This is a genomic window from Vibrio sp. Isolate30 (assembly GCF_022397975.1).
In the GTDB taxonomy this organism is placed as follows: Bacteria; Pseudomonadota; Gammaproteobacteria; order Enterobacterales; family Vibrionaceae; genus Vibrio; species Vibrio fortis.
This window is the reverse complement of sequence record NZ_JAKEUS010000002.1, coordinates 138,922-160,590: the sequence shown is the minus strand read 5'-3', so window position 1 is coordinate 160,590 and position 21,669 is coordinate 138,922. Positions and strand designations below refer to the sequence as shown.

At 43.7% G+C, this 21,669-nt stretch carries 20 protein-coding genes and 1 riboswitch; of the genes, 10 read left to right on the top strand and 10 right to left on the bottom strand.

Annotation, left to right across the window (positions count from 1 at the left end; genetic code table 11):
• Positions 1-127: 127 nt before the first annotated feature.
• Positions 128-910 carry a tRNA uridine 5-oxyacetic acid(34) methyltransferase CmoM gene (cmoM, locus tag L1D60_RS07955; protein WP_239840982.1) on the bottom strand — a complete coding sequence of 261 codons (783 nt, stop codon included), beginning with the start codon at positions 908-910 and terminating at the stop codon, positions 128-130.
• Between the two features lie 115 nt (positions 911-1,025).
• Between cmoM and elyC the strand changes: the two genes are divergently transcribed.
• Positions 1,026-1,901 carry an envelope biogenesis factor ElyC gene (gene elyC / locus L1D60_RS07950; protein WP_239840601.1) on the top strand — a complete coding sequence of 292 codons (876 nt, stop codon included), beginning with the start codon at positions 1,026-1,028 and terminating at the stop codon, positions 1,899-1,901.
• A gap of 112 nt (positions 1,902-2,013) precedes the next feature.
• Here elyC and torR read toward each other — a convergent pair whose 3' ends face one another.
• A complete protein-coding gene (gene torR, locus L1D60_RS07945) occupies positions 2,014-2,727 on the bottom strand; it encodes a two-component system response regulator TorR (protein ID WP_239840600.1) in 714 nt (237 codons plus the stop codon).
• A gap of 256 nt (positions 2,728-2,983) precedes the next feature.
• Between torR and torD the strand changes: the two genes are divergently transcribed.
• From torD to L1D60_RS07920, 5 genes are all read left to right on the top strand, one after another.
• The gene (gene torD / locus L1D60_RS07940) at positions 2,984-3,631 is read left to right on the top strand and encodes a molecular chaperone TorD (protein WP_239840599.1); all 648 of its coding nucleotides are present in this window, start codon (positions 2,984-2,986) and stop codon (positions 3,629-3,631) included.
• A 320-nt stretch (positions 3,632-3,951) separates the two neighbouring features.
• On the top strand, positions 3,952-4,956 hold the full coding sequence (purR, locus tag L1D60_RS07935; protein WP_239840598.1) for an HTH-type transcriptional repressor PurR: 1,005 nt from the start codon (positions 3,952-3,954) through the stop codon (positions 4,954-4,956).
• A 171-nt stretch (positions 4,957-5,127) separates the two neighbouring features.
• Positions 5,128-5,212: riboswitch (cyclic di-GMP riboswitch) on the top strand.
• A gap of 128 nt (positions 5,213-5,340) precedes the next feature.
• Positions 5,341-5,931: a TfoX/Sxy family DNA transformation protein gene (locus tag L1D60_RS07930; RefSeq protein ID WP_239840597.1), complete on the top strand. Its 591-nt coding sequence runs from the start codon at positions 5,341-5,343 to the stop codon at positions 5,929-5,931.
• Between the two features lie 124 nt (positions 5,932-6,055).
• Entirely contained in the window at positions 6,056-6,736 is a 681-nt protein-coding gene (locus L1D60_RS07925; RefSeq protein WP_239840596.1) for a TVP38/TMEM64 family protein, read from the top strand.
• A 14-nt stretch (positions 6,737-6,750) separates the two neighbouring features.
• A complete protein-coding gene (locus L1D60_RS07920) occupies positions 6,751-7,071 on the top strand; it encodes a DUF2007 domain-containing protein (RefSeq protein WP_239840595.1) in 321 nt (106 codons plus the stop codon).
• Between the two features lie 90 nt (positions 7,072-7,161).
• Here L1D60_RS07920 and L1D60_RS07915 read toward each other — a convergent pair whose 3' ends face one another.
• The 4 genes from L1D60_RS07915 to topA all read right to left on the bottom strand — a co-directional run bounded on the left by L1D60_RS07915 (position 7,162) and on the right by topA (position 14,025).
• Positions 7,162-7,959: an alpha/beta hydrolase gene (locus L1D60_RS07915; RefSeq protein ID WP_032549440.1), complete on the bottom strand. Its 798-nt coding sequence runs from the start codon at positions 7,957-7,959 to the stop codon at positions 7,162-7,164.
• 244 nt (positions 7,960-8,203) lie between these two features.
• Positions 8,204-9,658 carry a glycogen synthase GlgA gene (glgA, locus tag L1D60_RS07910; RefSeq protein ID WP_239840594.1) on the bottom strand — a complete coding sequence of 485 codons (1,455 nt, stop codon included), beginning with the start codon at positions 9,656-9,658 and terminating at the stop codon, positions 8,204-8,206.
• Entirely contained in the window at positions 9,648-10,877 is a 1,230-nt protein-coding gene (glgC, locus tag L1D60_RS07905) for a glucose-1-phosphate adenylyltransferase (protein WP_084181813.1), read from the bottom strand. The genes glgA and glgC overlap by 11 nt, the downstream gene beginning before the upstream one ends.
• A 517-nt stretch (positions 10,878-11,394) precedes the next feature.
• Positions 11,395-14,025 (bottom strand): type I DNA topoisomerase, encoded by a 2,631-nt coding sequence (gene topA / locus L1D60_RS07900; RefSeq protein WP_239840593.1) that lies wholly within the window; start codon positions 14,023-14,025, stop codon positions 11,395-11,397.
• A 437-nt stretch (positions 14,026-14,462) separates the two neighbouring features.
• On the opposite strand from topA, the gene L1D60_RS07895 reads away from it, so the two are divergent.
• On the top strand, positions 14,463-14,708 hold the full coding sequence (locus L1D60_RS07895) for a YciN family protein (protein WP_239840592.1): 246 nt from the start codon (positions 14,463-14,465) through the stop codon (positions 14,706-14,708).
• A 139-nt stretch (positions 14,709-14,847) separates the two neighbouring features.
• On the opposite strand, the gene aroA is transcribed toward L1D60_RS07895, so the two are convergent.
• Together aroA and L1D60_RS07885 are read right to left on the bottom strand one after the other, a co-directional pair.
• Positions 14,848-16,128: a 3-phosphoshikimate 1-carboxyvinyltransferase gene (aroA, locus tag L1D60_RS07890; RefSeq protein WP_032549447.1), complete on the bottom strand. Its 1,281-nt coding sequence runs from the start codon at positions 16,126-16,128 to the stop codon at positions 14,848-14,850.
• A gap of 163 nt (positions 16,129-16,291) precedes the next feature.
• Positions 16,292-16,747 (bottom strand): glycine zipper 2TM domain-containing protein, encoded by a 456-nt coding sequence (locus L1D60_RS07885; RefSeq protein WP_150871810.1) that lies wholly within the window; start codon positions 16,745-16,747, stop codon positions 16,292-16,294.
• 50 nt (positions 16,748-16,797) lie between these two features.
• Here L1D60_RS07885 and aat point away from each other — a divergent pair, with 50 nt between their 5' ends.
• The 3 genes from aat to infA all read left to right on the top strand — a co-directional run bounded on the left by aat (position 16,798) and on the right by infA (position 18,507).
• Complete coding sequence (aat, locus tag L1D60_RS07880; RefSeq protein ID WP_239840591.1) at positions 16,798-17,511, top strand: leucyl/phenylalanyl-tRNA--protein transferase; 714 nt, start codon at positions 16,798-16,800, stop codon at positions 17,509-17,511.
• Positions 17,508-18,206: an arginyltransferase gene (locus L1D60_RS07875; RefSeq protein ID WP_239840590.1), complete on the top strand. Its 699-nt coding sequence runs from the start codon at positions 17,508-17,510 to the stop codon at positions 18,204-18,206. The genes aat and L1D60_RS07875 overlap by 4 nt, the downstream gene beginning before the upstream one ends.
• 82 nt (positions 18,207-18,288) lie before the next feature.
• A complete protein-coding gene (infA, locus tag L1D60_RS07870) occupies positions 18,289-18,507 on the top strand; it encodes a translation initiation factor IF-1 (RefSeq protein ID WP_001040192.1) in 219 nt (72 codons plus the stop codon).
• Positions 18,508-18,724: 217 nt separating this feature from the next.
• Here the strand turns inward: infA and clpA are convergent, their stop codons facing one another.
• Both clpA and clpS read right to left on the bottom strand, forming a co-directional pair.
• The gene (gene clpA / locus L1D60_RS07865) at positions 18,725-20,995 is read right to left on the bottom strand and encodes an ATP-dependent Clp protease ATP-binding subunit ClpA (RefSeq protein ID WP_239840589.1); all 2,271 of its coding nucleotides are present in this window, start codon (positions 20,993-20,995) and stop codon (positions 18,725-18,727) included.
• Positions 20,996-21,037: 42 nt separating this feature from the next.
• The gene (gene clpS / locus L1D60_RS07860) at positions 21,038-21,358 is read right to left on the bottom strand and encodes an ATP-dependent Clp protease adapter ClpS (RefSeq protein WP_032549455.1); all 321 of its coding nucleotides are present in this window, start codon (positions 21,356-21,358) and stop codon (positions 21,038-21,040) included.
• Positions 21,359-21,669 lie beyond the last annotated feature (311 nt).

Below are 21,669 nucleotides of genomic sequence, written 5' to 3'. Positions count from 1 at the left end.
TGTTACTGTTCTTTGTAACACCGAGCAACTGTCGATGTTACGCCTTTTCTTTATAACGCTAGCTACGAGATTATTGACTGTAGCCTAGTAATGCGATGACAACTCTTGTATCACATTCTCCGCTTTTTTATTCTGGTTTTTGCGCCCAAACGTGAATATAACGACCTAAAGAGAGGTAAGGTTCTTGACGGCATAGCTGCTTCTCAAGCTCAAGCACATCTTCGAATTGGTAGTCGCCCATGTACTCCATGTTTCCAATGTAATCGCTAAACGAGCGAATACCCGACTTTCCTTTAATCTCTAGACCAGCCTCTTCTATCCATTGATAGACTTCTTCAGGCTTCAAACCTTTTTGGGGTTGCAGCTTAAACCGTTTTCGATGTGGCATCCCATTTAATACATGAGGAATATTGCCACAAATCACATTTTTAAGGACTAATCCGTGATGGTTGTAAAACATAATTGATGCCACACCACCAGGCTTCACTTGCTCGAGCAAGATATCCAAGGCCTCTTTTGGATCGGCCAACCACTCCATCACGGCATGAAACATCACCATGTCCACGGGCTCATCCATATGCTGTGCAATATTTTGAACCGGAGAATGGATGAATCGATACTGTTCAAGCAAGCCGGCTTTATCAATATCTTGCTGTGCCAATTTCAGCATTTCAGAAGAAAGATCACACAGCGACACCTTATGTCCCAAGCTAGCTATCTTTTGCGACATCTGTGCTAAACCGCCTCCTGCATCCAGAATATGCAAAGGTGTATCATCGGTTTTGAATGTGCTTAACGCTTGCTCTAAATCTTCCCATACGATGATCTGACGGATCTCTCCTTTGTCAGAGCCGTAAATATTTTTTGCAAATTTGTGGGCGATATCGTCGAAATTACGGTCTTCAGTCACAGCTACTTGGGTTATCATGTCCTATCGTGCCTGCTATTCTGTCACAGGAATTTCAGGAATAAAGAGGCGATGTCTCTTTTTAGTACTAAGTGATGTTTTTTCGGACTATTCGGATATGTTTGAGCTGAAAAAAGTAGTGTCTTCACTGTTGATGCCACTGCCAGCAATGTTAATTCTCGCTTTTCTGGGCTTAGCCCTTGTTATGTTCACTACAAAACGTAAAACAGGGTGCCTTATCACGCTGTCTGCACTATGTGGTATTTTCCTCATCGCGTTCCAACCTGTTTCTAGCCAACTTCTCATGCCAATGGAACGACAGCACACTGCTTTCTTACCGACCAATGAACCCGTTGACTATGTGATGGTATTGGGCAGCGGCCATGTGGTTGATGACCAAATCCCGCCAACGTCTGAGCTCAGCCGTACCGGTCTCATGAGACTTAGCGAAGGCATTCGTATCCAACGAATCTACCCTGGCGCTAAATTGATTCTCTCTGGTTATGGTGGTGGCACTGAGGTCAGCAACGCTCGTATGATGGCGAAAGTTGCCCTTGCATTGGGTGTATCTAAACCCGACATCATCTTACTTGAGACAGCCAAAGATACATGGGAAGAAGCACGCCAAGCAGCGGCCTTCGTAAAAAACAAACGAATGGTACTTGTCACGTCAGCAAGCCATATGCAGCGCGCTCTTAATGAGTTCCATGATGCTGGTATGAAGCCGATTCCAGCACCCACTAATTACCTTGCGCAAGACGGCATAGAACAACCTTGGAACAAGTACATGCCGAAAGCGATTTACTTGGAGCAAACCGAGCGTTACTGGCATGAAACCATGGGGTTGGTTTGGCAATCACTGCGCGATTGGCTAGATAACCAAAGCTCTGAAACCCAAGAGCCGTTCGTTATCCCTGAGCCATCAACCCTTGACGATGACGCCTCCACAGTGGTCGATGCATCACTGACAAATGACGAACAGCCGGCGCCCTAAACCTGTTTAGAGGTGGTTGAGCAATACTAAGCTGATAACATAAACAAAAAGCCGAGATACTGAGTATCTCGGCTTTTTCATTTTCGGTTGTTGAGCATTTTAATTCTGAGCGTTAATCGCCAGCGAACATGTAACCTTCACCATGAACCGTCACAAAGATTTGTGGGTTCTTTGGATCAAACTCCATCTTCGCACGCATGCGACGAATCAGTACGTCGATGGTACGATCATTTGGCGCGTCTACACGGTGGCTAATCATGTTTAGGATTCGCTCACGGCTTAATACTTGGTTCGGGTATGATGACAGCGCAACCAATAGCTCATATTCCGCTTTGGTTAGTTTCACAGGTTCACCATTCTTACTCAGCGCGCGACGTGGAATATCAAATGTCCACTCGCCAAAGCGAACAATAGATTCATCTTCCGCTTGCTCCGCCACACCTGATGGTGACTTGCGAGCAGCCGAGATTCGCCAAAGTAGGTTTTTCACTCGAACCAACAACTCGCGAAGTTCGAATGGTTTAGTAACATAATCATCTGCGCCCATCTCTAGGCCTACAATTTTGTCGATGCTATCCGTGCGTCCAGTAACTAAAATAATCCCAATGTCTGATTGACTGCGTAATTCGCGAGTTAGCATCAATCCATCTTCGCCTGGTAAGTTGATGTCCAGCATAATGAGGTCAACGTTATTCTCTTCTAAAACGTTTCTCATTTGCGCGCCGCTTTCTGCTTCGCTTACTGTGTAACCTTCGTTCTGGAAATATCCAACCAGCTTACTACGGGTTACCACATCATCTTCTACGACTAATACGTGATAGCTCATCTACACCACTTTTCTTATTTAATAGTTTCAGTGACTATTCTATTCATAACTAGTAACAATTCTAGTAGTACGCAAGATAAAAGCCAGAAACCTGAATTTTTTTTGATACAAGACAATCTTAAACCTTGCTATTTAACCTCCATCGCAATTCAATATAGGCATTACTACTAACGAGTAACTTTGCAGTTTGCAAATACAACGGTTAGTCAGCCTTCGTACCGCAGATATTACGAAAGACGATATTAGGATTATTGAGATGAAAGAAACGAAAGCGTTCAATGAACAACGAGCTGAAATTTACTGGTGGCTATCGAGCCTGTTCGCAAAAGAACTGACTCAAGAAGAATTGGATAACTACCACTCGGTTGAGATTCGTTCGTTTTTAACTGGTCTCGGTGATAATGAAACGCTAAAACCAGCCATCAATAATCTAGTAGATGCGCTTAACCGATTGCAGAACCGTGAAGATGCTCAGTTAGAGCTTTCATCAGATTTTTGCGAATTGTTCCTAAAGTCTGACAAGTATGGCGCTCTACCGTACGCTTCTATCTACCTAGACAAGAGCGGCCTTTTGAATGCGAAACCTGCTCAAGATATGGAAGCGATCATGGCTTCTTATGGTATTGCAGTAAACCAAGACCTAAAAGAGCCGGCCGATCACCTAGCCATCGAGTTAGATTTCCTAGGCAACATCATTATTCGTTCAAACGACCTTGAAAGCGAGCAAGAACTAGAAGCGGCTTTCACTGCACAACATGAGTTTGTTGAGCAGCAACTTCTTAGCTGGGTTCCTCAATTTGCAACGAAATGTCGTGAATTTGATGAATTTGGTTTTTACGCGTGTGTTGCAGAATTGCTAACTGCCTTCTGTAAACTTGATGCGCAATATTTAGCTGGTGAATAAATTCACTAATGACTAAAGGCACAATTTAGGTAGAATGTGACAATTCACCCAGATTTCTGGGTGAATGTTATTGCGAGTATTTTCTAGTCAGTCTAAAATTGTGACCGCAAACGATAAAATATGAAACATTCTCGAAATGCTATGCTTTAAATTAGCTAAGAGCATTTCGGTGTTAAGACAAGCCGCTCTCATTAGCGGTTTTTTGTTTTTTAGCACTTTAGTACCGAGAGAGCCCTACATATTCTAAGCTCTTGTTCTGGTAGCTTAAACGGCTACTTACTCCGTACTTCTGAGAAAGTAGCTATCAATAGGATAAAGCCATGGCAACTATAAAAGATGTCGCTCGCTTAGCCGGCGTATCAACAACCACCGTTTCTCACGTGATCAACAAGACACGTTTCGTAGCAGAAGCGACTCAAGAAAAAGTAAACAAAGCCGTAGACGAATTAAATTACGCACCAAGTGCGGTTGCTCGTAGCCTGAAATGTAACTCTACACGCACTATCGGTATGTTGGTCACTCAATCAACCAACCTATTCTTCTCTGAAGTTATTGATGGTGTAGAAAGCTACTGTTACCGTCAAGGTTACACGCTGATTCTATGTAACACTGGTGGTATTTACGAGAAGCAACGTGACTACATCCGAATGCTTGCTGAAAAGCGCGTAGATGGCATCTTGGTGATGTGTTCAGACTTAACAGAAGAACTTCGTGAAATGCTTGACCGCCATGCTGACATTCCAAAAGTTGTTATGGACTGGGGCCCTGAGAGTTCACAAGCGGATAAGATCATCGACAACTCTGAAGAGGGTGGCTATCTGGCAACTAAATACCTAGTTGAACGTGGGCACGAGCGTATTGCTTGTCTAAGTGGTCATTTAGATAAAGCAGCATGTGTTGAACGTATCGCAGGCTACCGTCGTGCATTAGCAGAAGCTGACATCCAAGCAGATGACAACCTAATTCTTGAAGGTAACTTCGAGTGTGATACTGCAGTTATCGCAGCAGATAAAATTGTCGCAATGGAAAACCGCCCTACTGCAGTATTCTGCTTTAACGATACCATGGCGCTTGGTCTTATGAGCCGCCTACAGCAGCAAGGCATTAAGATCCCTGAAGATATTTCTGTGATTGGTTACGACAACATTGAACTGGCAGAGTACTTCTCACCACCACTGACAACGGTTCACCAACCAAAACGTCGTGTCGGTAAGAATGCGTTTGAAATTCTGTTGGAGCGCATCAAAGACAAAGACCATGAAAAACGCGTATTCGAGATGCATCCAGAGATTATCGAGCGCGCTACCGTAAAAACGTTAAAGTAACGTAAACTTTAGATAATTCTAATAAAACGCACCGTTTGGTGCGTTTTTTTTATTTGTTAAAAGTAAAAGCTCAGTTGCATATTAAGACAACAATTAACTGAACCGAGATCACACTTTTGAGTAACAAGTGTGAACCTCATTCAACAAAAAACTTTATTCTTAATTATACAGTCACGCACAGGGCAAATCACTTGAAAGGGTGAGACGCAAAGCCTCCGGCCTAACCCATTATTGGTATGGTAGCGGGGTTACCGATGGCAAAATGCAGTATTTCCTACCTTTAGTAGTAATTTACGGCTTATTGACAATTTTATTGCGACATTTTGCTAATCTCTCGGACCTGCTTATTTGGTGGCGTAATTCAAATACACCGAGATAAACAATATGGATAAACCGATACTCAAGGACTCAATGAAGTTATTTGAGCCACTTGGAAAGATAAAGTCACGCTCAATGTTTGGCGGTTTCGGCCTATTTGCCGACGACACTATGTTTGCATTGGTCGTAAACAACCAATTACACATTCGAGCTGACAAGAATACTACTTCACAATTTGAACAACAGGGCTTTGAACCTTACGTTTACAAGAAACGTGGTTTCCCAGTCGTAACTAAGTATTTTGCCCTCCCAGAAGACCTCTGGCAGGCTCAAGAACGCATTATCGAACTGGCAAAAGCCTCCCTTAACTGTGCTAAAGAAGAGAAGCAAATTCAATCATCGGCTAAACCGACCCGATTGAAAGATCTGCCGAATCTTCGCCTTGCTACAGAGCGTATGCTGAAAAAAGCGGGTATCGATACAGTTGAGAGCTTGTATGAATCAGGTTCTGTTAATGCTTACAAAGCGATTAAAGAGTCTCATTCATCGAGTGTTAGCTTAGAGTTACTTTGGGCACTTGAAGGTGCTATCAATGGCACACACTGGTCTGTGATACCACAACAAAGACGCGACGAGCTCATCAGTTATATAAATTAGGTCCAAATCACCTAATTGTAAAAAGCCACATTTTTGTGGCTTTTTTTATTTTCTTTTGAAAGTTAATCTTTCCTTCGCCTGTCTAACTATACTAACAATAAGCAAAAGATTAAGGGACGCTCCTATGAGTAAGAAAATGATTTTAGGCATAATTTTAGTTGCCACAATCGTGTTGCTAGCCGTCAACTTTGGTCAATACTTGACTCTCGAAAATGCCAAAGCTCAGCAGGCACTTCTTAATGACTATATAGAGACTAACTTTGTTGTCGCAGCAGCGACCTACTTTATCCTCTATATCATGATCACCGCATTTTCTATTCCAGGTGCTGCTGTGGTCACGCTACTCGGCGCGGCGCTATTTGGTTTCTGGACGAGTTTATTGCTGGTCTCTTTTGCAAGTACTATAGGCGCGACATTAGCATTCCTGAGTAGTCGCTTTCTATTGCGTGACTGGGTTCAGGGTAAGTTTGGCGATAAGCTCTCTACTATTAACCAAGGTGTGGAGAAAGACGGTGCGTTTTACCTATTCTCACTGCGCTTGATTCCGGTATTTCCATTCTTCCTAATTAATTTGTTGATGGGCTTAACACCTATCTCTGTAGGACGCTATTATTTGACTAGCCAACTGGGGATGTTGCCAGGTACTGCGGTTTACCTAAACGCAGGTACTCAGCTAGCAGAGATCGATTCTCTGTCAGGCATTGTCTCTCCTTCAGTATTGCTTTCTTTCGCACTACTAGGTGTATTCCCAATTGCAGCTAAGTGGATCATGAGTAAGTTTCGTTCAGCGCCAGTCGCTGAATAGACAAAGGAAAATTGATGAAAATATTCAGCGCTGCAAACCCAACTGAGGCTCACATCATATGTGGGCTTCTAGAGAGTGAAAAAATCGCCTGTGAAGTGCGTGGGGAAGGATTATTTGGTTTAAAGGGGGAAATCCCTTTCTCGGAAGAAACAGACCCATACGTATGGCTTTACGAGCCTTCTGATGCGACAGCAGCTCTGAATCTCATCAACGCCTATAAGAAACAGCAAGATTCGCTTATCTATGAAGAGTGGCGCTGTACACAATGTCATGAAGTCAACGAAGCCCAGTTTGGATCTTGTTGGCAATGTGGTTCACCTTGCCCCGAAACATAGACCGTCGTAACAAGAGTCCCAAAAAGAAACAGGAAGCCTAGTCGCTTCCTGTTTTTGTATATCCGTGGGTCATACCCCAACACACTACCGCTATTTGATTTGCTTTTGAATAAACTCGATAGAGCGTTGATTAAACTCTTCTGGCTGCTCAACATTACAAACGTGACCACAATTGGCAATCTCCACCAGTTCACTCGACTTGTGTGCCGCGACCATCTCTTTAACTGGCTTGATGAACATATAGTCACGCTCTCCCATCAGATACAAAGTAGGAATAGGTAATTCTCGTTCTTTGAAATATCTCATCAAGGGGTTAACGTCTGCAGTGAGAATAAACCAACGCTTAAACTCTTTCTGACATAGTTTTTTCGCTTCGCGAATGAAAAGGTGTCTAGACTCGCGCTGGCTCTTTTGCGGCATCACAATGTATGCAAACAGACTATAGAGCCACATATAAGGAATGATGTGTTTACTCAAGTTGCCTAACTTAACCAATACTTGAGAGCGCGTGTTCAAGCGTGTTACAGCCCCACCCAATACCATTGAACGAACTCGCTCGGCAGCCAACTCAGCCACATTTCGAACAATAATAGTACCCAGCGACATACCAACAAAGTGCGCTGAACGAATTTTAAGATGGTCGAGTACTTTAAGAATATCGAGCGTTACCGCTTTGAACGTGTAACGGTTGCTGATCAACTCTTTTAAAAGGTTGTCAGACTTACCGTGTCCTCGTAGGTCAATCAACAACAAATTAAAGTGCTGTTTGTAAGCTTTGATCTGCTTAAACCAAATGGACGAACTCCCACCAGCACCGTGGACGAAAACGACCCACTCATCACTGGTCGGGTGATTGAATGTTTTATGGAATAATAAACTCTCAGACATACCTATCGCTTTAATTCTACTTATTTGCTTGAACACCGGGGAAATGTGCTTGGTAATGATAGCACGCTATTAAACCGATTAAGTGATAGTAGTGTCAATCATCTTATCAGTGTTATGAATAGCTCAACCACAATTACTCCCAAAGCGTTATATGGAATTATTGGTAATTTAAACGTTTATTGTGACACATTAAAAACGAAAAAAGGTGTTCACTATGGAACACCTTACATTTCACATACCCAAGTTACAACGCTGTGTGATACATCTCTAGATAAGATTTAGCGGCATCTTCCCAGCAAAAGTTCTGTTGCATAGCATAGAGCTGTACGCGACGAACTTCGGCAGGTTTTTGAGCATAAAGCAGTAAAGAGCGGTGCAACACTGAAAGCAAAGCTTGCGGCGTTGGCTCTTTAAAAGCAAAACCCGTAGCTATTTCAGGATTATCATCGTAATGATTAACACTGTCTTTCAAACCACCCACTGAACGAACAATTGGCAGCGTACCATAAGCCATGCTGTAGATCTGATTCAAACCACAAGGCTCAAATTCCGATGGCATTAAGAAGAAGTCCGAGCCAGCTTCAACCAAATGTGCCAGTTCGTTATTGTAAGCTTCCACAAACGAAAACTTCTCTGAATGCAACGCTGAAAGCTCTTTAAGCTGACTTGCCAATACCGGATCGCCTGTACCTACTATCACAATTTGCAGATCGTTCTTTAAGAACTCTTCAATGATTGGAATTAAGTAGTGAACGCCCTTTTGGTTAGTCAAACGACAAACCATGCCATACACGGCGCAATCTACCTCAGGAAGACCAACGTCTTGTTGCAGCTTTTGCTTACAAGCAAACTTGCCTCGCGCCATACTAAGTTTAGTGGCCTTATATTTGCGCGGAAGATAAGCATCCGTTTCAGGGTTCCATGATCCATAGTCACAGCCGTTTAAAATTCCAAATAGGTCATTAGAACGGTGTTGGAACTCTTTCGCCATACCATGGCTGCCAAGCTCTGTTTTAAGCTCTTCCGCGTAAGTCGGGCTAACGGCGTTAATCTTGTCTGCACACATCACGCCAGCTTTCAGCATGGTGACATGAGTGTCACTGACTGCGGCTTCCGGTACATATCGACCGTGCATTTCTGGCAGATTTTGTAACTCATCATATGAGAATACGCCTTTAAAGACGGCATTGTGTATCGAAATAACACTACGCATATCTTTGAAGAAATCGTGCTCTTGATAACGAGATTTCAGCAGGTATGGAACAAAGCCAGTATGCCAATCGTTGGCATGAACAATATCAGGTTGAAAGCCTAACTTTGGCAGCATGTCGAGACATGCCGCACTGAAGAACGCAAATCGCTCACCGTTATCGGCGTAAGCTTGATTGTTCTCAGCATACATTTCCGGGCGCTCAAAGTACTGTTGGCATTCAATACCAAAAACTTGCACACCTTCAACGCTTAGTTTCTTAACTTGATAAGCCGTATGAGGCCAGTGATCGAGTTCAGTCGACAAAATAACTTCAGCCGACTCAACATTTGGGATTTTGCTGTATGCGGGGATGGTCACTCGAACGTCCTGTTCGAGTGTTTGCAACGCTTTAGGCAGTGCCTTGGCTACATCAGCCAAGCCACCACTTTTAATTAAACCTTCAACTTCAGACGCTACAAAAAGTACCGAGAGAGTCTTAGTAACCAACTCGTGCTCCTTTAGGGATTACTACAACACCATCTTCTGAAACATGGTAGTGCTTTTTATCTTCTTTCAGATTCACACCGATTTGAGTGCCCGGTGCGATATCTGCATCTTTATCGACGATAACACGGCGAAGAACACAGCCCTCACCCACCTTAACGTCGCCAAGTAAGATACTTTCGCTGATATCACAAGCAGATGCAATATTACTGCGGAAACCAAGTACACACTTCTCGATTCGCGAGCCACGTACATAGCTACCGTTACATACTAAGCTATCGATGATCTGCACACGTCCATTCGCAGAATCTGTAAAGGTTGCTGGCGGTAGTGGCGGGTAGTAAGTGTGAAGTGGCCATTTACGGTTGTATAGGGAGAATGGCGCATCTTTTTCTAGCAGGTCCATGTGTGCCTGCCAGTAAGCGTCGATCGTACCCACATCGCGCCAGTACACTTCTTCTTTCTCGCCAGTGATACGGTTGGTGCTGAAGTCGTAAACAAACACGTCACCACGTGGGAACATGTTTGGAATGATGTCTTTACCAAAGTCATGTGAAGAGCCTTCACGATCTGCATCTTCTACCAGTTCAGCAAACAATTCGTTCGCTTCAAACACGTAGTTGCCCATTGAAACGAGTGCAGAATCAGGGTCACCTGGAATTGATTTAGGATTAGCCGGCTTCTCTTCAAAGCCAATCATACGCCCTTCTGCATCAACTTCGATAACACCGAATTCTGATGCTTCAGCCAAAGGCATACGTAGAGCAGAAACCGTTAACGCCGCTTTCTTCTCTTTGTGGAAATCAAGCATTTGCTTAATGTCCATTTTATAGATGTGGTCAGAACCAAAGATACATACTTGATCCGGTTCTTCTAGTTGCATGAAACGAAGGTTCTGATAAATCGCATCAGCCGTGCCTTCATACCAACGCTTACCCGTACGCATTTGCGCAGGAATTGGGTCGATGAATCTATCTGTTATCCCACTGATATTCCAACCTTTTTTCATGTGATGGAATAGTGATTGCGACTTAAACTGTGTCAAAACGTAGATCTTCATAAGATCAGCGTTTACGAAGTTGTTTAAAGCAAAATCAATCAAGCGGTAGCTTCCGCCGAATGGAACCGAGGGTTTGCTGCGAGATTCAGTTAAAGGTCTTAAGCGAGAGCCTTCACCGCCAGCAAGAATCATTCCCAATACACCAGCCATTTTATTCTCCATATATTTATAGCTTGTCGATGTTGGTACTTAATTAAGGGGTAAACCTTTGGGGGCAAGCACCAACTCTTATTTTAGGCACTTAGTACATATCCATTCATATTCAGTGACAAAATACTAAGCCAAACGTTGTTATCTGTGCACTATTCTTTGCACTTGGTTTTATATACGTTATCGACTTTTCAGTCGATTTCAATTTTTAAGATGCCATTCTGTGGTATGTGAAACGATTGCTTTTCTAACTCTTAAAGCAGCTCACATTACAAAGACTTTCAGAAACATTACATTAACAATGAAAACACATGCCTTCTACATCAAAATGGTGATCTACTAATTACAATATTTTAATTCAGTTACATTAATGTTAATGCTCGCAAAGAAATCACACTTTCTTTTCCAAATTATTTCACACATCAAAAGAATTTATTTTTCACCTTTGAGACAAATATTGCACCATGTTGCATAAAAACTCATATTCAGAACAAAAAAAAGCAGCCAAACTAGGCTGCTTTTTTGTTAATTACTTTTCTTTAGGCTTTTTGCGCTTATCGGTGACTTCCCACTTTCCATCAATAAACAACGCTGTCCAACCAGATGGCTTACCATCGACTTCAGTACGTACGTAATTCTCTTTGGTCTTACGGCTAAAGCGGACTACCGTTGGCTTGCCATCAGGGTCAGCCACAGGCGCAGTCGTTAGGTATTGGAACTTCGGTGAAATTCGGTCTTTAAATCGAACCAACTCTTCCACTAATGGAGCGCGAGTTTCACGAGATTTAGGGAAGTTGCTTGCTGCCATAAATAGACCAGAAGCACCGTCACGAAGTACGAAGTACGCATCTGAGTTTTCACATGGAAGCTCAGGGAAATGCACAGGGTCTTCCTTCGGAGGCGCGACTTCACCGTTCTTCAGGATCTTACGTGTGTTCTTACAGTCATCGCTTGTACAATCCATGTATTTACCAAAGCGACCGTTTTTCAGAACCATGTCTGAACCACATTTGTCACATTCAACAACCGGACCATCGTAACCTTTAACTTTGAACTCACCGTGCTCTACAACGTAACCATCACAGTTCGGGTTGTTACCACAAACATGCATCTTACGCTTGTCATCGATCAGGTAAGCGTCCATCGCTGTTTCACAGATTGGGCAACGCTTCTTAGCTCGCAGTGCAGCAGTTTCAACGTCTTCTTCAAGAACATTGATAATACCTTCTTCGTCACCAAGGTTAATCGTCGTCTTACAACGCTCTTTTGGTGGCAATGCATAGCCTGAACAACCAAGGAACACACCAGTAGACGCGGTACGGATACCCATATTGCGGCCACAAGTCGGACATTCAATATCCGTTTCTACGATGTGGTTAGGCTTCATGCCACCAGCAGCTTCATCAAGGTCAGCTTTCTCAAGATCACCAGTGAAGTCTGTAAAGAAGTTATCTAGAACGCCTTTCCAGTTCGCTTCGCCTTCTGCGATTTGGTCCAACTTCTGCTCCATTCGAGCAGTGAAGTCGTAGTTCATCAAGTCGTTAAAGCTTTGGTCGAGACGGTCGGTAACAATCTCACCCATTTTTTCAGCATAGAAACGGCGCTGCTCAACTTTTACATAACCACGGTCTTGGATAGTCGAGATGATTGATGCGTACGTCGATGGACGACCGATACCACGTTTCTCAAGCTCTTTAACCAAGGCTGCTTCTGTGTAACGTGCAGGTGGCTTAGTAAAGTGCTGCTTAGGATCAAGCGTCACAAGTTTAAGCTTATCGCCTAACTCAACCGACGGCAGGATTGTATCGTCGTTCTTACCCATAGGGCGTTGTACGCGAGTCCAGCCATCAAACTTAAGGATACGGCCTTTCGCTTTTAGTGTGTACTCGTCAGCTTTTACACTGATCGTCGTTGAATCGTATTGTGCAGGTGTCATTTGACACGCCACGAACTGGTTCCAGATCAACGAATACAGTTTGTGAGCGTCTGCATCAACACCTTTCAGGTCTTCAGACTTCACTTCAACACTTGATGGACGGATTGCTTCGTGCGCCTCTTGTGCACCCTCTTTGCTACCGTAAACAAGTGGCTTAGCTGGCAGGTACTTATCGCCAAACTCTGAATTGATGTATTCACGTGCCATCTCAACGGCTTCTGAGCTCAAGTTAGTTGAGTCAGTACGCATATACGTGATGTAACCCGCTTCATAGAGTCGCTGAGCCAACATCATCGTCTTCTTAACGCCATAGCCTAAACGCGTACTCGCAGCTTGTTGAAGCGTAGAAGTGATGTAAGGTGCTGACGGTTTGCTCTTTGTTGGGCGGTCTTCACGCTTGCAGACTTCGTATTCGGCTTTCTCAAGAATACTCAGCGCTGCTTTTGTCTGTTCTTCATTTTCAGGCTTGAAAGCAACACCGGCTTTCTGAGCAACCTGCAGACGGAAATCAGTCTTGTCGCCAGTTTGTGTATCGGCGTGGATGTCCCAGAACTCTTCTGGAATGAATGCGTTGATCTCGCGCTCACGCTCAACCAGTAGCTTAACGGCTACCGACTGAACACGGCCAGCAGAAAGACCACGTGCTACTTTTTTCCAAAGTAGTGGCGAAACCATGAAACCTACAACACGGTCCATAAATCGACGTGCTTGTTGAGCGTTTACACCATCAATATTAAGCTCACCAGGAGTTTCAAACGCTTGTTGAATCGCGTTCTTGGTGATCTCGTTAAATACTACTCGTTTATATCTCGCTTCATCGCCACCGATGATCTCACGAAGGTGCCATGCGATAGCTTCTCCCTCGCGGTCCAAATCGGTTGCGAGATATACATGGTCTGCATTCTCAGCTAGCTTTTGGAGTTCAGCCACGACTTTTTCTTTGCCTGGCAGAACCTGATAGTTCGCTTCCCAATCTTTATATGGGTTGATACCCATCTTCTTGATGAGTGCTTTGCGATCTTTTTCTTTCTTGATACGAGCTTTCTCTTCTGGGCTCATACCCTTTGTTGAAACAGCAGCCGCCTTCTTGCCTGTGCTTTGTCCTGCGGTTGGTAAGTCACGCACGTGACCTACACTCGACTTAACGACAAAGTCTTTGCCAAGATATTTATTGATAGTTTTAGCCTTGGCTGGCGACTCCACTATAACGAGCGATTTACCCATATTGACACTAACGTCCTTAATCACGATGCTTCAGCACCAACAAATCTACTGTGGGCTTTTACGCATGATATTCTAAATTCATTGCTTCTTTTTTTACTATTGTGCGAGATTAAAAGAAGATCAACCGCTTTTTTCAAAATTGGATCTGATCGCTCGACAATTCAGCGACTCAGTTGAGAAAAGGGGCACAATAGGATTTGAGAGTAAAGTACAATCAAACCGTACTTCAAAATGCCTGTTTTTCAAGCTTCTTATATAAACGGGGTCATACTAATCTTGTCTATGTTTCAATGGCGAGCCCTGTTCAATTATTTTTGTCATAAATCACAAAATATCGAACATAAAATAGAAAACTCCTACCCTACTTGGGGTCAGGTCATTGAATTTCTACTTTGTCGCTCTAAACTCCACCTATCCATCGTTATTAGAGAATCTCAATGAGTAAACAAGTAATCACAGAGTTCGACCTTCTGCTTATCGCTAACCAAGTCATTCAATCTCATGATGACTATATAGAGGGAATGCGTGCGGATAGCGTCACAGAGAAGGATGACGTGTTGGTATTTAAAGGCGAATACTTCCTAGACAGCAATGGCTTACCAACTGAAAATACGACCGCAGTATTCAATATGTTCAAGTACCTAGCTCACCACCTCTCCAAAGAGTTTACGCTGCAGCAATAATGCCGATACGGGAACAGTTCCGGATCCGACAGGTAGATGACGTTGTCGCGACAATAGCTTTCGTTAAACCAATGAAGACTATGCTGAACAAATAGATAAAAAGCTTGCCCTGGAGCAAGCTTTTTTCATTATTATCGTTCTACTGACTAAGCATTTTTAGCTTGTCAAAGTAGTCAGGGAAAGTCTTTGACGTACAGCCAGGATCATTGATTGTTACAGGAGTATCGCTCAACGCTACCAAAGAGAAACACATTGCCATACGATGGTCGTCGTACGTATCAATTGCCGCATGTTTAAGCTCAGAAACAGGCTGAACAATAATGTAATCTTCGCCCTCTTCCACTTCAGCACCCACTTTTCGCAGCTCAGTCGCCATTGCAGCAAGACGATCTGTCTCTTTTACGCGCCAGTTGTACACGTTGCGAATTGCAGTCGTACCTTCGGCAAACAGTGCCGTGGTTGCAATCGTCATCGCAGCATCAGGGATATGGTTGTAATCCATATCAATACCTTTCAGCTGGCCAACGCGAGAGATAACGTAGTCGTCACCCCATTCAATCTCGGCACCCATTTTCTCAAGTGCGTCTGCAAACTGAATATCACCTTGGATGCTGTTTTTACCAATACCCGTTACCTTAATCTCACCACCTTTAATTGCAGCAGCTGCTAGGAAGTAAGATGCTGATGACGCATCACCTTCGACAAGAAAATCACCCGGCGCAACGTATTGCTGGCCTGTTGGGATCACAAACTCTTGGTAGTCATTATTGATAACATCAACACCGAACTGTTTCATGATATGCAGAGTAATGTCGATGTAAGGTTTAGAAACTAACTCACCCTCGATCTTGATGGTGATTTCGCCTTCAGCAAGCGGTGCAGCCATCAAAAAAGCGGTTAGGAACTGGCTAGAGATAGAACCATCAATTGATACCGTACCACTCTTCAAGCCTGTGCCTTTGATTTTCAATGGTGGGTAGTTTTCATTCTCAAGATATTCAACATCTGCACCTGCTTCTCGAAGTGCCGTGACTAGGTGGCCGATTGGTCGCTCTTTCATGCGCGGCTCACCAGTTAATACGTACTCACCTGAACCTAGACACAGTGCTGCCGCAAGCGGACGCATCGCAGTGCCAGCATTGCCAAGAAACAGTTCTAACGCTTCTTGACTTGCGAACGCACCACCAAGACCTTCCACTTCACAAACCGTTTTGTCGTCTGACAGCTGGTAGCTAACGCCCAGCTTAGTCAAAGCATTCAGCATATGACGAATATCGTCACTGTCTAAAAGGTTAGTTAGGCGCGTTTTACCACTCGAAAGCGCTGCAAGTAGCAATGCTCGGTTAGAAACACTTTTTGAGCCAGGTAGGTTAACTTCCCCACTCACTTTTTGTATTGGTTGTAACGTAAGGCTTTCCATTAAATTTATTTAATCCTTGTATCACCTGACTGACCGTCTTCGATTTATTTTCAGGCGATGAATAATTCTTCGTAATTGCAGACTAACGAACTTTTTCGATGAACTCCAGAGCAAATCGACCAGAAAAACCTCAATCAGCCTCCAAACAAGGTGTAATTTCAAACTAGTACACTAGATCAACACGTACGCCATCAGAAAAGTACAGAATTCGCACGTCATCACCGCGAGAAAAAAGCATCGAGCTGTCGACATCTTGAATAATGTTGACCAGCTTATTGTCATCGGTTTTGACCAACAACTCGACAAGCTTGTACTCTACTCGATATTGGGTATTGGCTCTGTTTCTGGCTATACCTGCGCCCGCCACTGCACCAACGGCTGTCGCCACTTCTTTACCGGTACCACCACCAAACTGGTTACCAATCAAGCCACCAATCGCCGCGCCAAGCAGCGTTTCCCAACCGTTGGCTTTCGACTCTACAATCTCTTGTTGAGTGATATAACGAACGGTATCAATTTCACCGTAAACAACCTCATTGACCGGTCGAGCTTGATTCCTGTTGTAGGCTGCATTTGCTATAAGAGGCAAAAACAGTAAAATCCAAAGCAATTTCTTCATGACAACACTCCTAATGACCTTTGGTCTATGTAAATCTATAAGCGATAGCAATGACTATATACTTAACAGAGTTGGATACTACTAGTATAGAATTCCCTTCACCATTTGAAGCGCTTGATGATCCCAACGGATTACTGGCTTTTGGTGGAGACCTTTCTCCTGCACGTATTCTCAATGCTTATAGTCATGGCATTTTTCCATGGTACGGTCCAGGTGAACCCATTCTGTGGTGGAGCCCCGCTCCGCGAGCCGTGTTTGTTCCTAAGACATTTAAACCGGCTAAAAGTGTCAAAAAATTTCAGCGCAAGAACAGATACCGTGTCAGCATCAACCAAGCGACAGACAAAGTGATCGGGCTTTGCTCATCCTTACGCCCTGCTGAAGAGACATGGCTAAACCAAGATATGCAGCGATCCTATATCGAACTAGCAAAAATGGGGCATTGCCATTCCGTTGAAGTTTGGAAAGGCGAGGAACTGGTTGGCGGTTTGTATGGCATTCTTCGCGGTCAACTCTTTTGCGGTGAATCCATGTTCAGCACTCAAACCAACGCATCTAAGATCGCACTCTGGTACTTTTGCCGCCACTTTTCACAATATGGTGGGCAACTCATTGATTGCCAAGTAATGAACCCACATCTGGAGTCGCTCGGAGCAATGGAGATCGAAAGAGAGACTTTTCTCGAATCTCTGTCATTATTAAAAGAGCAGTCTATTGCAGCTGCATGCTTTCAACCACAATGGCTTGAGGATTGTTCGGAATGAGTTCAGGCTTACACCAGATCAGAATCGGATTGACCGATAATCATAGTTGTAGCTACTTGCCAGAGCGACAAGAGCGTGTCGCTGTCACACTGGATGAACACATGCACACGCCGGATAACTATGAAGTTCTGTTGGCCAATGGGTTTCGTCGCAGCGGTGCAACCATCTACAAACCTCATTGCGACAATTGCTCTTCTTGTCACGCCTTGAGACTCTTTATTCCAGAGATACAGCTTTCGAAAAGCCAAAAGCGTCTTCTTAATAAAGCCAAATCATTAACTTGGACAATGAAACCGCAAATGGATGAGACGTGGTTTGAATTGTATAGCCGTTATATCACCGCTCGCCACCGCTCAGGGACCATGTACCCGCCTAAGAAAAACGAATTCTTGCAGTTTTCAAAGAACGATTGGTTGGACACTCAATATTTACACATCTACCACAATGAAAAATTAGTGGCGATTGCCGTAACAGATGTCATGAGCCAAAGTACCAGTGCGTTTTACACCTTTTTTGACCCAGATATCGATTTATCGCTAGGTACGCTTGGAGTTTTGTTTCAAATTCAACATGCTCAACAAACCCAAAAACAGTGGCTTTATTTGGGTTATCAAATCGACGAATGCCCCGCTATGAACTATAAAGTGCGATTTCAACGTCATCAAAGGCTAGTAAATCAAGTGTGGCAAGGGTAGAATACGCCACAACTTTACATAATTTGATTTTGACGGCACTATCATCGCCGTTGAAAACCGCCAAATGTCGAAAGAGGATTAGATGGCTAAAGAAGACGTAATCGAGATGCAAGGCACTGTCCTTGATACTCTACCAAACACAATGTTCCGTGTTGAGCTTGAAAACGGTCACGTAGTGACAGCACACATCTCTGGTAAAATGCGTAAGAACTACATCCGTATTCTTACTGGTGACAAAGTAACTGTTGAGATGACTCCATACGACCTTTCTAAAGGCCGCATCGTCTTCCGTGCTCGTTAATGTCTCATTAGTGAATACGATAAGAAGCGGAGCCTAGTGCTCCGTTTTTTATTGCCCAACATTTGGCGCTTGGTCTTAACCGCTTTTCTTTATCTTTCTCCATCTCTCTTCGTATCTCGTATCTCGTATCTCGTATCTCGTATCTCGTATCTTCAAAACATAAAAAAACGCACGACCGAAGCCGTACGTTTTAGATTGTGTTTATAGAAGAGGATGACTAGTGCATCACTTCTTCTTTCGCACCAACGTAGCTAAATTGCAACTCATCTTTCTTCAGCGTTACTTTCACAGTACCACCGTCAACCAGGCTACCAAACAGCAGTTCATTGGCCAGAGGCTTCTTGAGTTGCTCTTGAATAACACGTCCCATAGGACGAGCACCCATCGCTTTGTCGTAGCCTTTCTCGGCTAGCCAATGACGAGCATCTTCTGATACCTCTAGAGACACGCCACGTGCGTCCAGTTGAACTTGAAGCTCAACAATAAACTTATCAACCACTTGGCTAATTACTGTCGGATCTAGGCTGTTGAACCAGATGATGTTATCAAGACGGTTACGGAATTCAGGCGTAAACACTTTCTTGATTTCACCCATCGCGTCTGGCGCATGATCTTGTTGGATCAAGCCGATCGATTTCTTCTCTGTTTCCGCCACACCCGCGTTGGTTGTCATCACTAGGATCACATTGCGGAAGTCAGCTTTACGGCCGTTGTTGTCTGTTAGTGTACCGTTATCCATTACCTGTAATAGCAGGTTAAAGATATCAGGGTGTGCTTTCTCGATCTCATCCAGTAGGACAACTGAGTGAGGGTTCTTAATAACAGCATCCGTTAGTAGACCACCTTGGTCGTAACCAACATAACCAGGAGGCGCACCAATCAAACGGCTTACCGAGTGACGCTCACCATATTCAGACATATCAAAGCGCAGCAGTTCAATACCCATCAATTTAGATAGTTGTACTGTCACTTCTGTTTTACCAACACCTGTTGGACCAGCAAACAGGAATGAACCTACTGGTTTGTTGTCAGCACCAAGACCAGCACGAGTTAGCTTAATTGCCTCACTCAATGCATCGATTGCCGTATCTTGGCCAAATACCAACATTTTCATACGGTCATCAAGGTTCTGAAGAATATCTTTATCTGAAGAAGAAACTGATTTCTCAGGAATGCGAGCCATTTTCGCAACCATAGACTCGATGTCCGCTACGCTAACCGTTTTCTTACGACGGCTTGCTGGAGCTAAGCGACTACGAGCACCCGCTTCATCAATAACGTCAATCGCCTTGTCTGGCAGGTGACGCTCATTAATGTATTTAGCGGATAACTCTACTGCAGCACGCAAGGCTTTGTTGGTATAACGAACTTCGTGGTGCGCTTCATACTTCGGCTTAAGACCAATCAGGATCTTGGTTGTATCGTCCAGTGATGGTTCAACAATATCAATTTTCTGGAAACGGCGAGACAATGCACGCTCTTTCTCAAAGATACTGCTGTACTCTTGATAGGTGGTTGAACCGATACAACGCAGTTTACCGCTGCTTAGTAGTGGCTTGATTAAGTTTGCTGCGTCTACTTGACCGCCCGAAGCTGCGCCTGCACCAATAATGGTGTGGATTTCATCAATGAATAGGATCGCATCTTCTTCTTTCTCTAACTGCTTAAGAATCGCTTTAAAACGTTTCTCAAAGTCACCACGGTATTTAGTACCCGCAAGTAGAGAACCAATGTCTAATGAGTAGATTACACTGCTTTGAATCACTTCAGGCACTTGACCTTCTACGATTCTCCACGCAAGACCTTCGGCAATCGCAGTTTTACCTACGCCCGCTTCACCGACAAGTAGAGGGTTGTTTTTGCGACGACGACACAGTACTTGGATGGTGCGTTCAAGTTCTTTGTCACGGCCGATAAGTGGATCGATATTACCTTTCTTTGCCACTTCATTAAGGTTAGTCGCAAAGTTTTCTAATCTGTCCTCTGAACTCGCTTCTTCTGCGCTTTCGGCGCCGAATGAATCAGAAGAGGAAGCGCTATCGCCTTCGTTACTTGCTTTAGTGATACCGTGAGAAATGAAGTTCACAATATCTAAGCGACTGATATCGTTTTTCTTCAACAAGTATGCAGCATGAGACTCTTGTTCACTAAAAATAGCCACAAGAACGTTGGCACCGGTCACTTCACTGCGACCCGATGATTGAACATGGAAAACAGCACGCTGTAGAACGCGTTGGAAACTTAGTGTCGGCTGAGTCTCACGCGTTTCGTCGCTTTCTGGGATAAGAGGAGTCGTTTGGTCGATAAAAATATCGAGTTCATTACGCAAAGCATCAAGGTCGGCTTGGCATGCCAATAACGCTTCCTTAGCCGCATCATTTTCTAATAATGCAAGTAGGAGGTGCTCGACAGTCATAAACTCATGTCGCTTTTCTCGCGCTCGAGCAAAAGCGCCGTTCAAGCTTGATTCTAATTCTTTATTCAGCATAAGTACCTCCTAAGGGAACAACAGTGTTGTCCGAACAAGTCTTTAAGCTTGCTCCATTGTACATAGTAGCGGATGCTCATTTTCCTTTGAGTACATCGTTACTTGCGCTACTTTTGTTTCCGCTATCTCTGCGCTGTAAGTCCCACAGATAGCTTTACCTTCATAATGAACCTTGAGCATAATTTCCGTTGCTTTCTCGATATCTAGTGAGAAAAATCGCTCTAGGATCTCGATTACAAAGTCCATTGGCGTGTAGTCATCGTTATTGAGTACGACGTTATACATTGCCGGTGGCTTAACTTTCGTTTTTTCTTTCTCCAGTAAATCAGAGCCTGGAGCCGCCCATTCAAAGTTTCTACTCATGTTAGCTTTGCTAAGGTTATTTTTGGACATCGGACATATGCGAGACTTAAATCTACCACATTCACCGTTTGGGGTGTACTAAGAAACGGTGCTAGAAAACGAGACCAAAAATCAAACCTATACATTCAGCCTAATCCACCATTTACCTTGCTGCAAATAAAAGATGGCTATTGCGTCGATTAACATATGTGATTGATTAAAAAGGCAGCATAAACATACACAAAACATATATTTGCGCTCATAAGTTACAAATAAGTTAATAAATAGTGCAGATTCTCAGGTGTGATTTGTTATTAAAAATGATCAATTTT

Coding starts and splice junctions, on each gene's coding strand:
- clpS (WP_032549455.1), bottom strand. CDS start 21,358: ATGAGTAGAAACTTTGAATGGGCGGCTCCAGGCTCTGATTTACTGGAG.
- L1D60_RS07915 (WP_032549440.1), bottom strand. CDS start 7,959: ATGTCTGAGAGTTTATTATTCCATAAAACATTCAATCACCCGACCAGT.
- purR (WP_239840598.1), top strand. CDS start 3,952: ATGGCAACTATAAAAGATGTCGCTCGCTTAGCCGGCGTATCAACAACC.
- torD (WP_239840599.1), top strand. CDS start 2,984: ATGAAAGAAACGAAAGCGTTCAATGAACAACGAGCTGAAATTTACTGG.
- L1D60_RS07920 (WP_239840595.1), top strand. CDS start 6,751: ATGAAAATATTCAGCGCTGCAAACCCAACTGAGGCTCACATCATATGT.
- L1D60_RS07885 (WP_150871810.1), bottom strand. CDS start 16,747: ATGAAGAAATTGCTTTGGATTTTACTGTTTTTGCCTCTTATAGCAAAT.
- topA (WP_239840593.1), bottom strand. CDS start 14,025: ATGGGTAAATCGCTCGTTATAGTGGAGTCGCCAGCCAAGGCTAAAACT.
- clpA (WP_239840589.1), bottom strand. CDS start 20,995: ATGCTGAATAAAGAATTAGAATCAAGCTTGAACGGCGCTTTTGCTCGA.
- elyC (WP_239840601.1), top strand. CDS start 1,026: ATGTTTGAGCTGAAAAAAGTAGTGTCTTCACTGTTGATGCCACTGCCA.
- L1D60_RS07930 (WP_239840597.1), top strand. CDS start 5,341: ATGGATAAACCGATACTCAAGGACTCAATGAAGTTATTTGAGCCACTT.
- torR (WP_239840600.1), bottom strand. CDS start 2,727: ATGAGCTATCACGTATTAGTCGTAGAAGATGATGTGGTAACCCGTAGT.
- aat (WP_239840591.1), top strand. CDS start 16,798: ATGACTATATACTTAACAGAGTTGGATACTACTAGTATAGAATTCCCT.
- L1D60_RS07895 (WP_239840592.1), top strand. CDS start 14,463: ATGAGTAAACAAGTAATCACAGAGTTCGACCTTCTGCTTATCGCTAAC.
- aroA (WP_032549447.1), bottom strand. CDS start 16,128: ATGGAAAGCCTTACGTTACAACCAATACAAAAAGTGAGTGGGGAAGTT.
- L1D60_RS07925 (WP_239840596.1), top strand. CDS start 6,056: ATGAGTAAGAAAATGATTTTAGGCATAATTTTAGTTGCCACAATCGTG.
- infA (WP_001040192.1), top strand. CDS start 18,289: ATGGCTAAAGAAGACGTAATCGAGATGCAAGGCACTGTCCTTGATACT.
- glgC (WP_084181813.1), bottom strand. CDS start 10,877: ATGGAGAATAAAATGGCTGGTGTATTGGGAATGATTCTTGCTGGCGGT.
- L1D60_RS07875 (WP_239840590.1), top strand. CDS start 17,508: ATGAGTTCAGGCTTACACCAGATCAGAATCGGATTGACCGATAATCAT.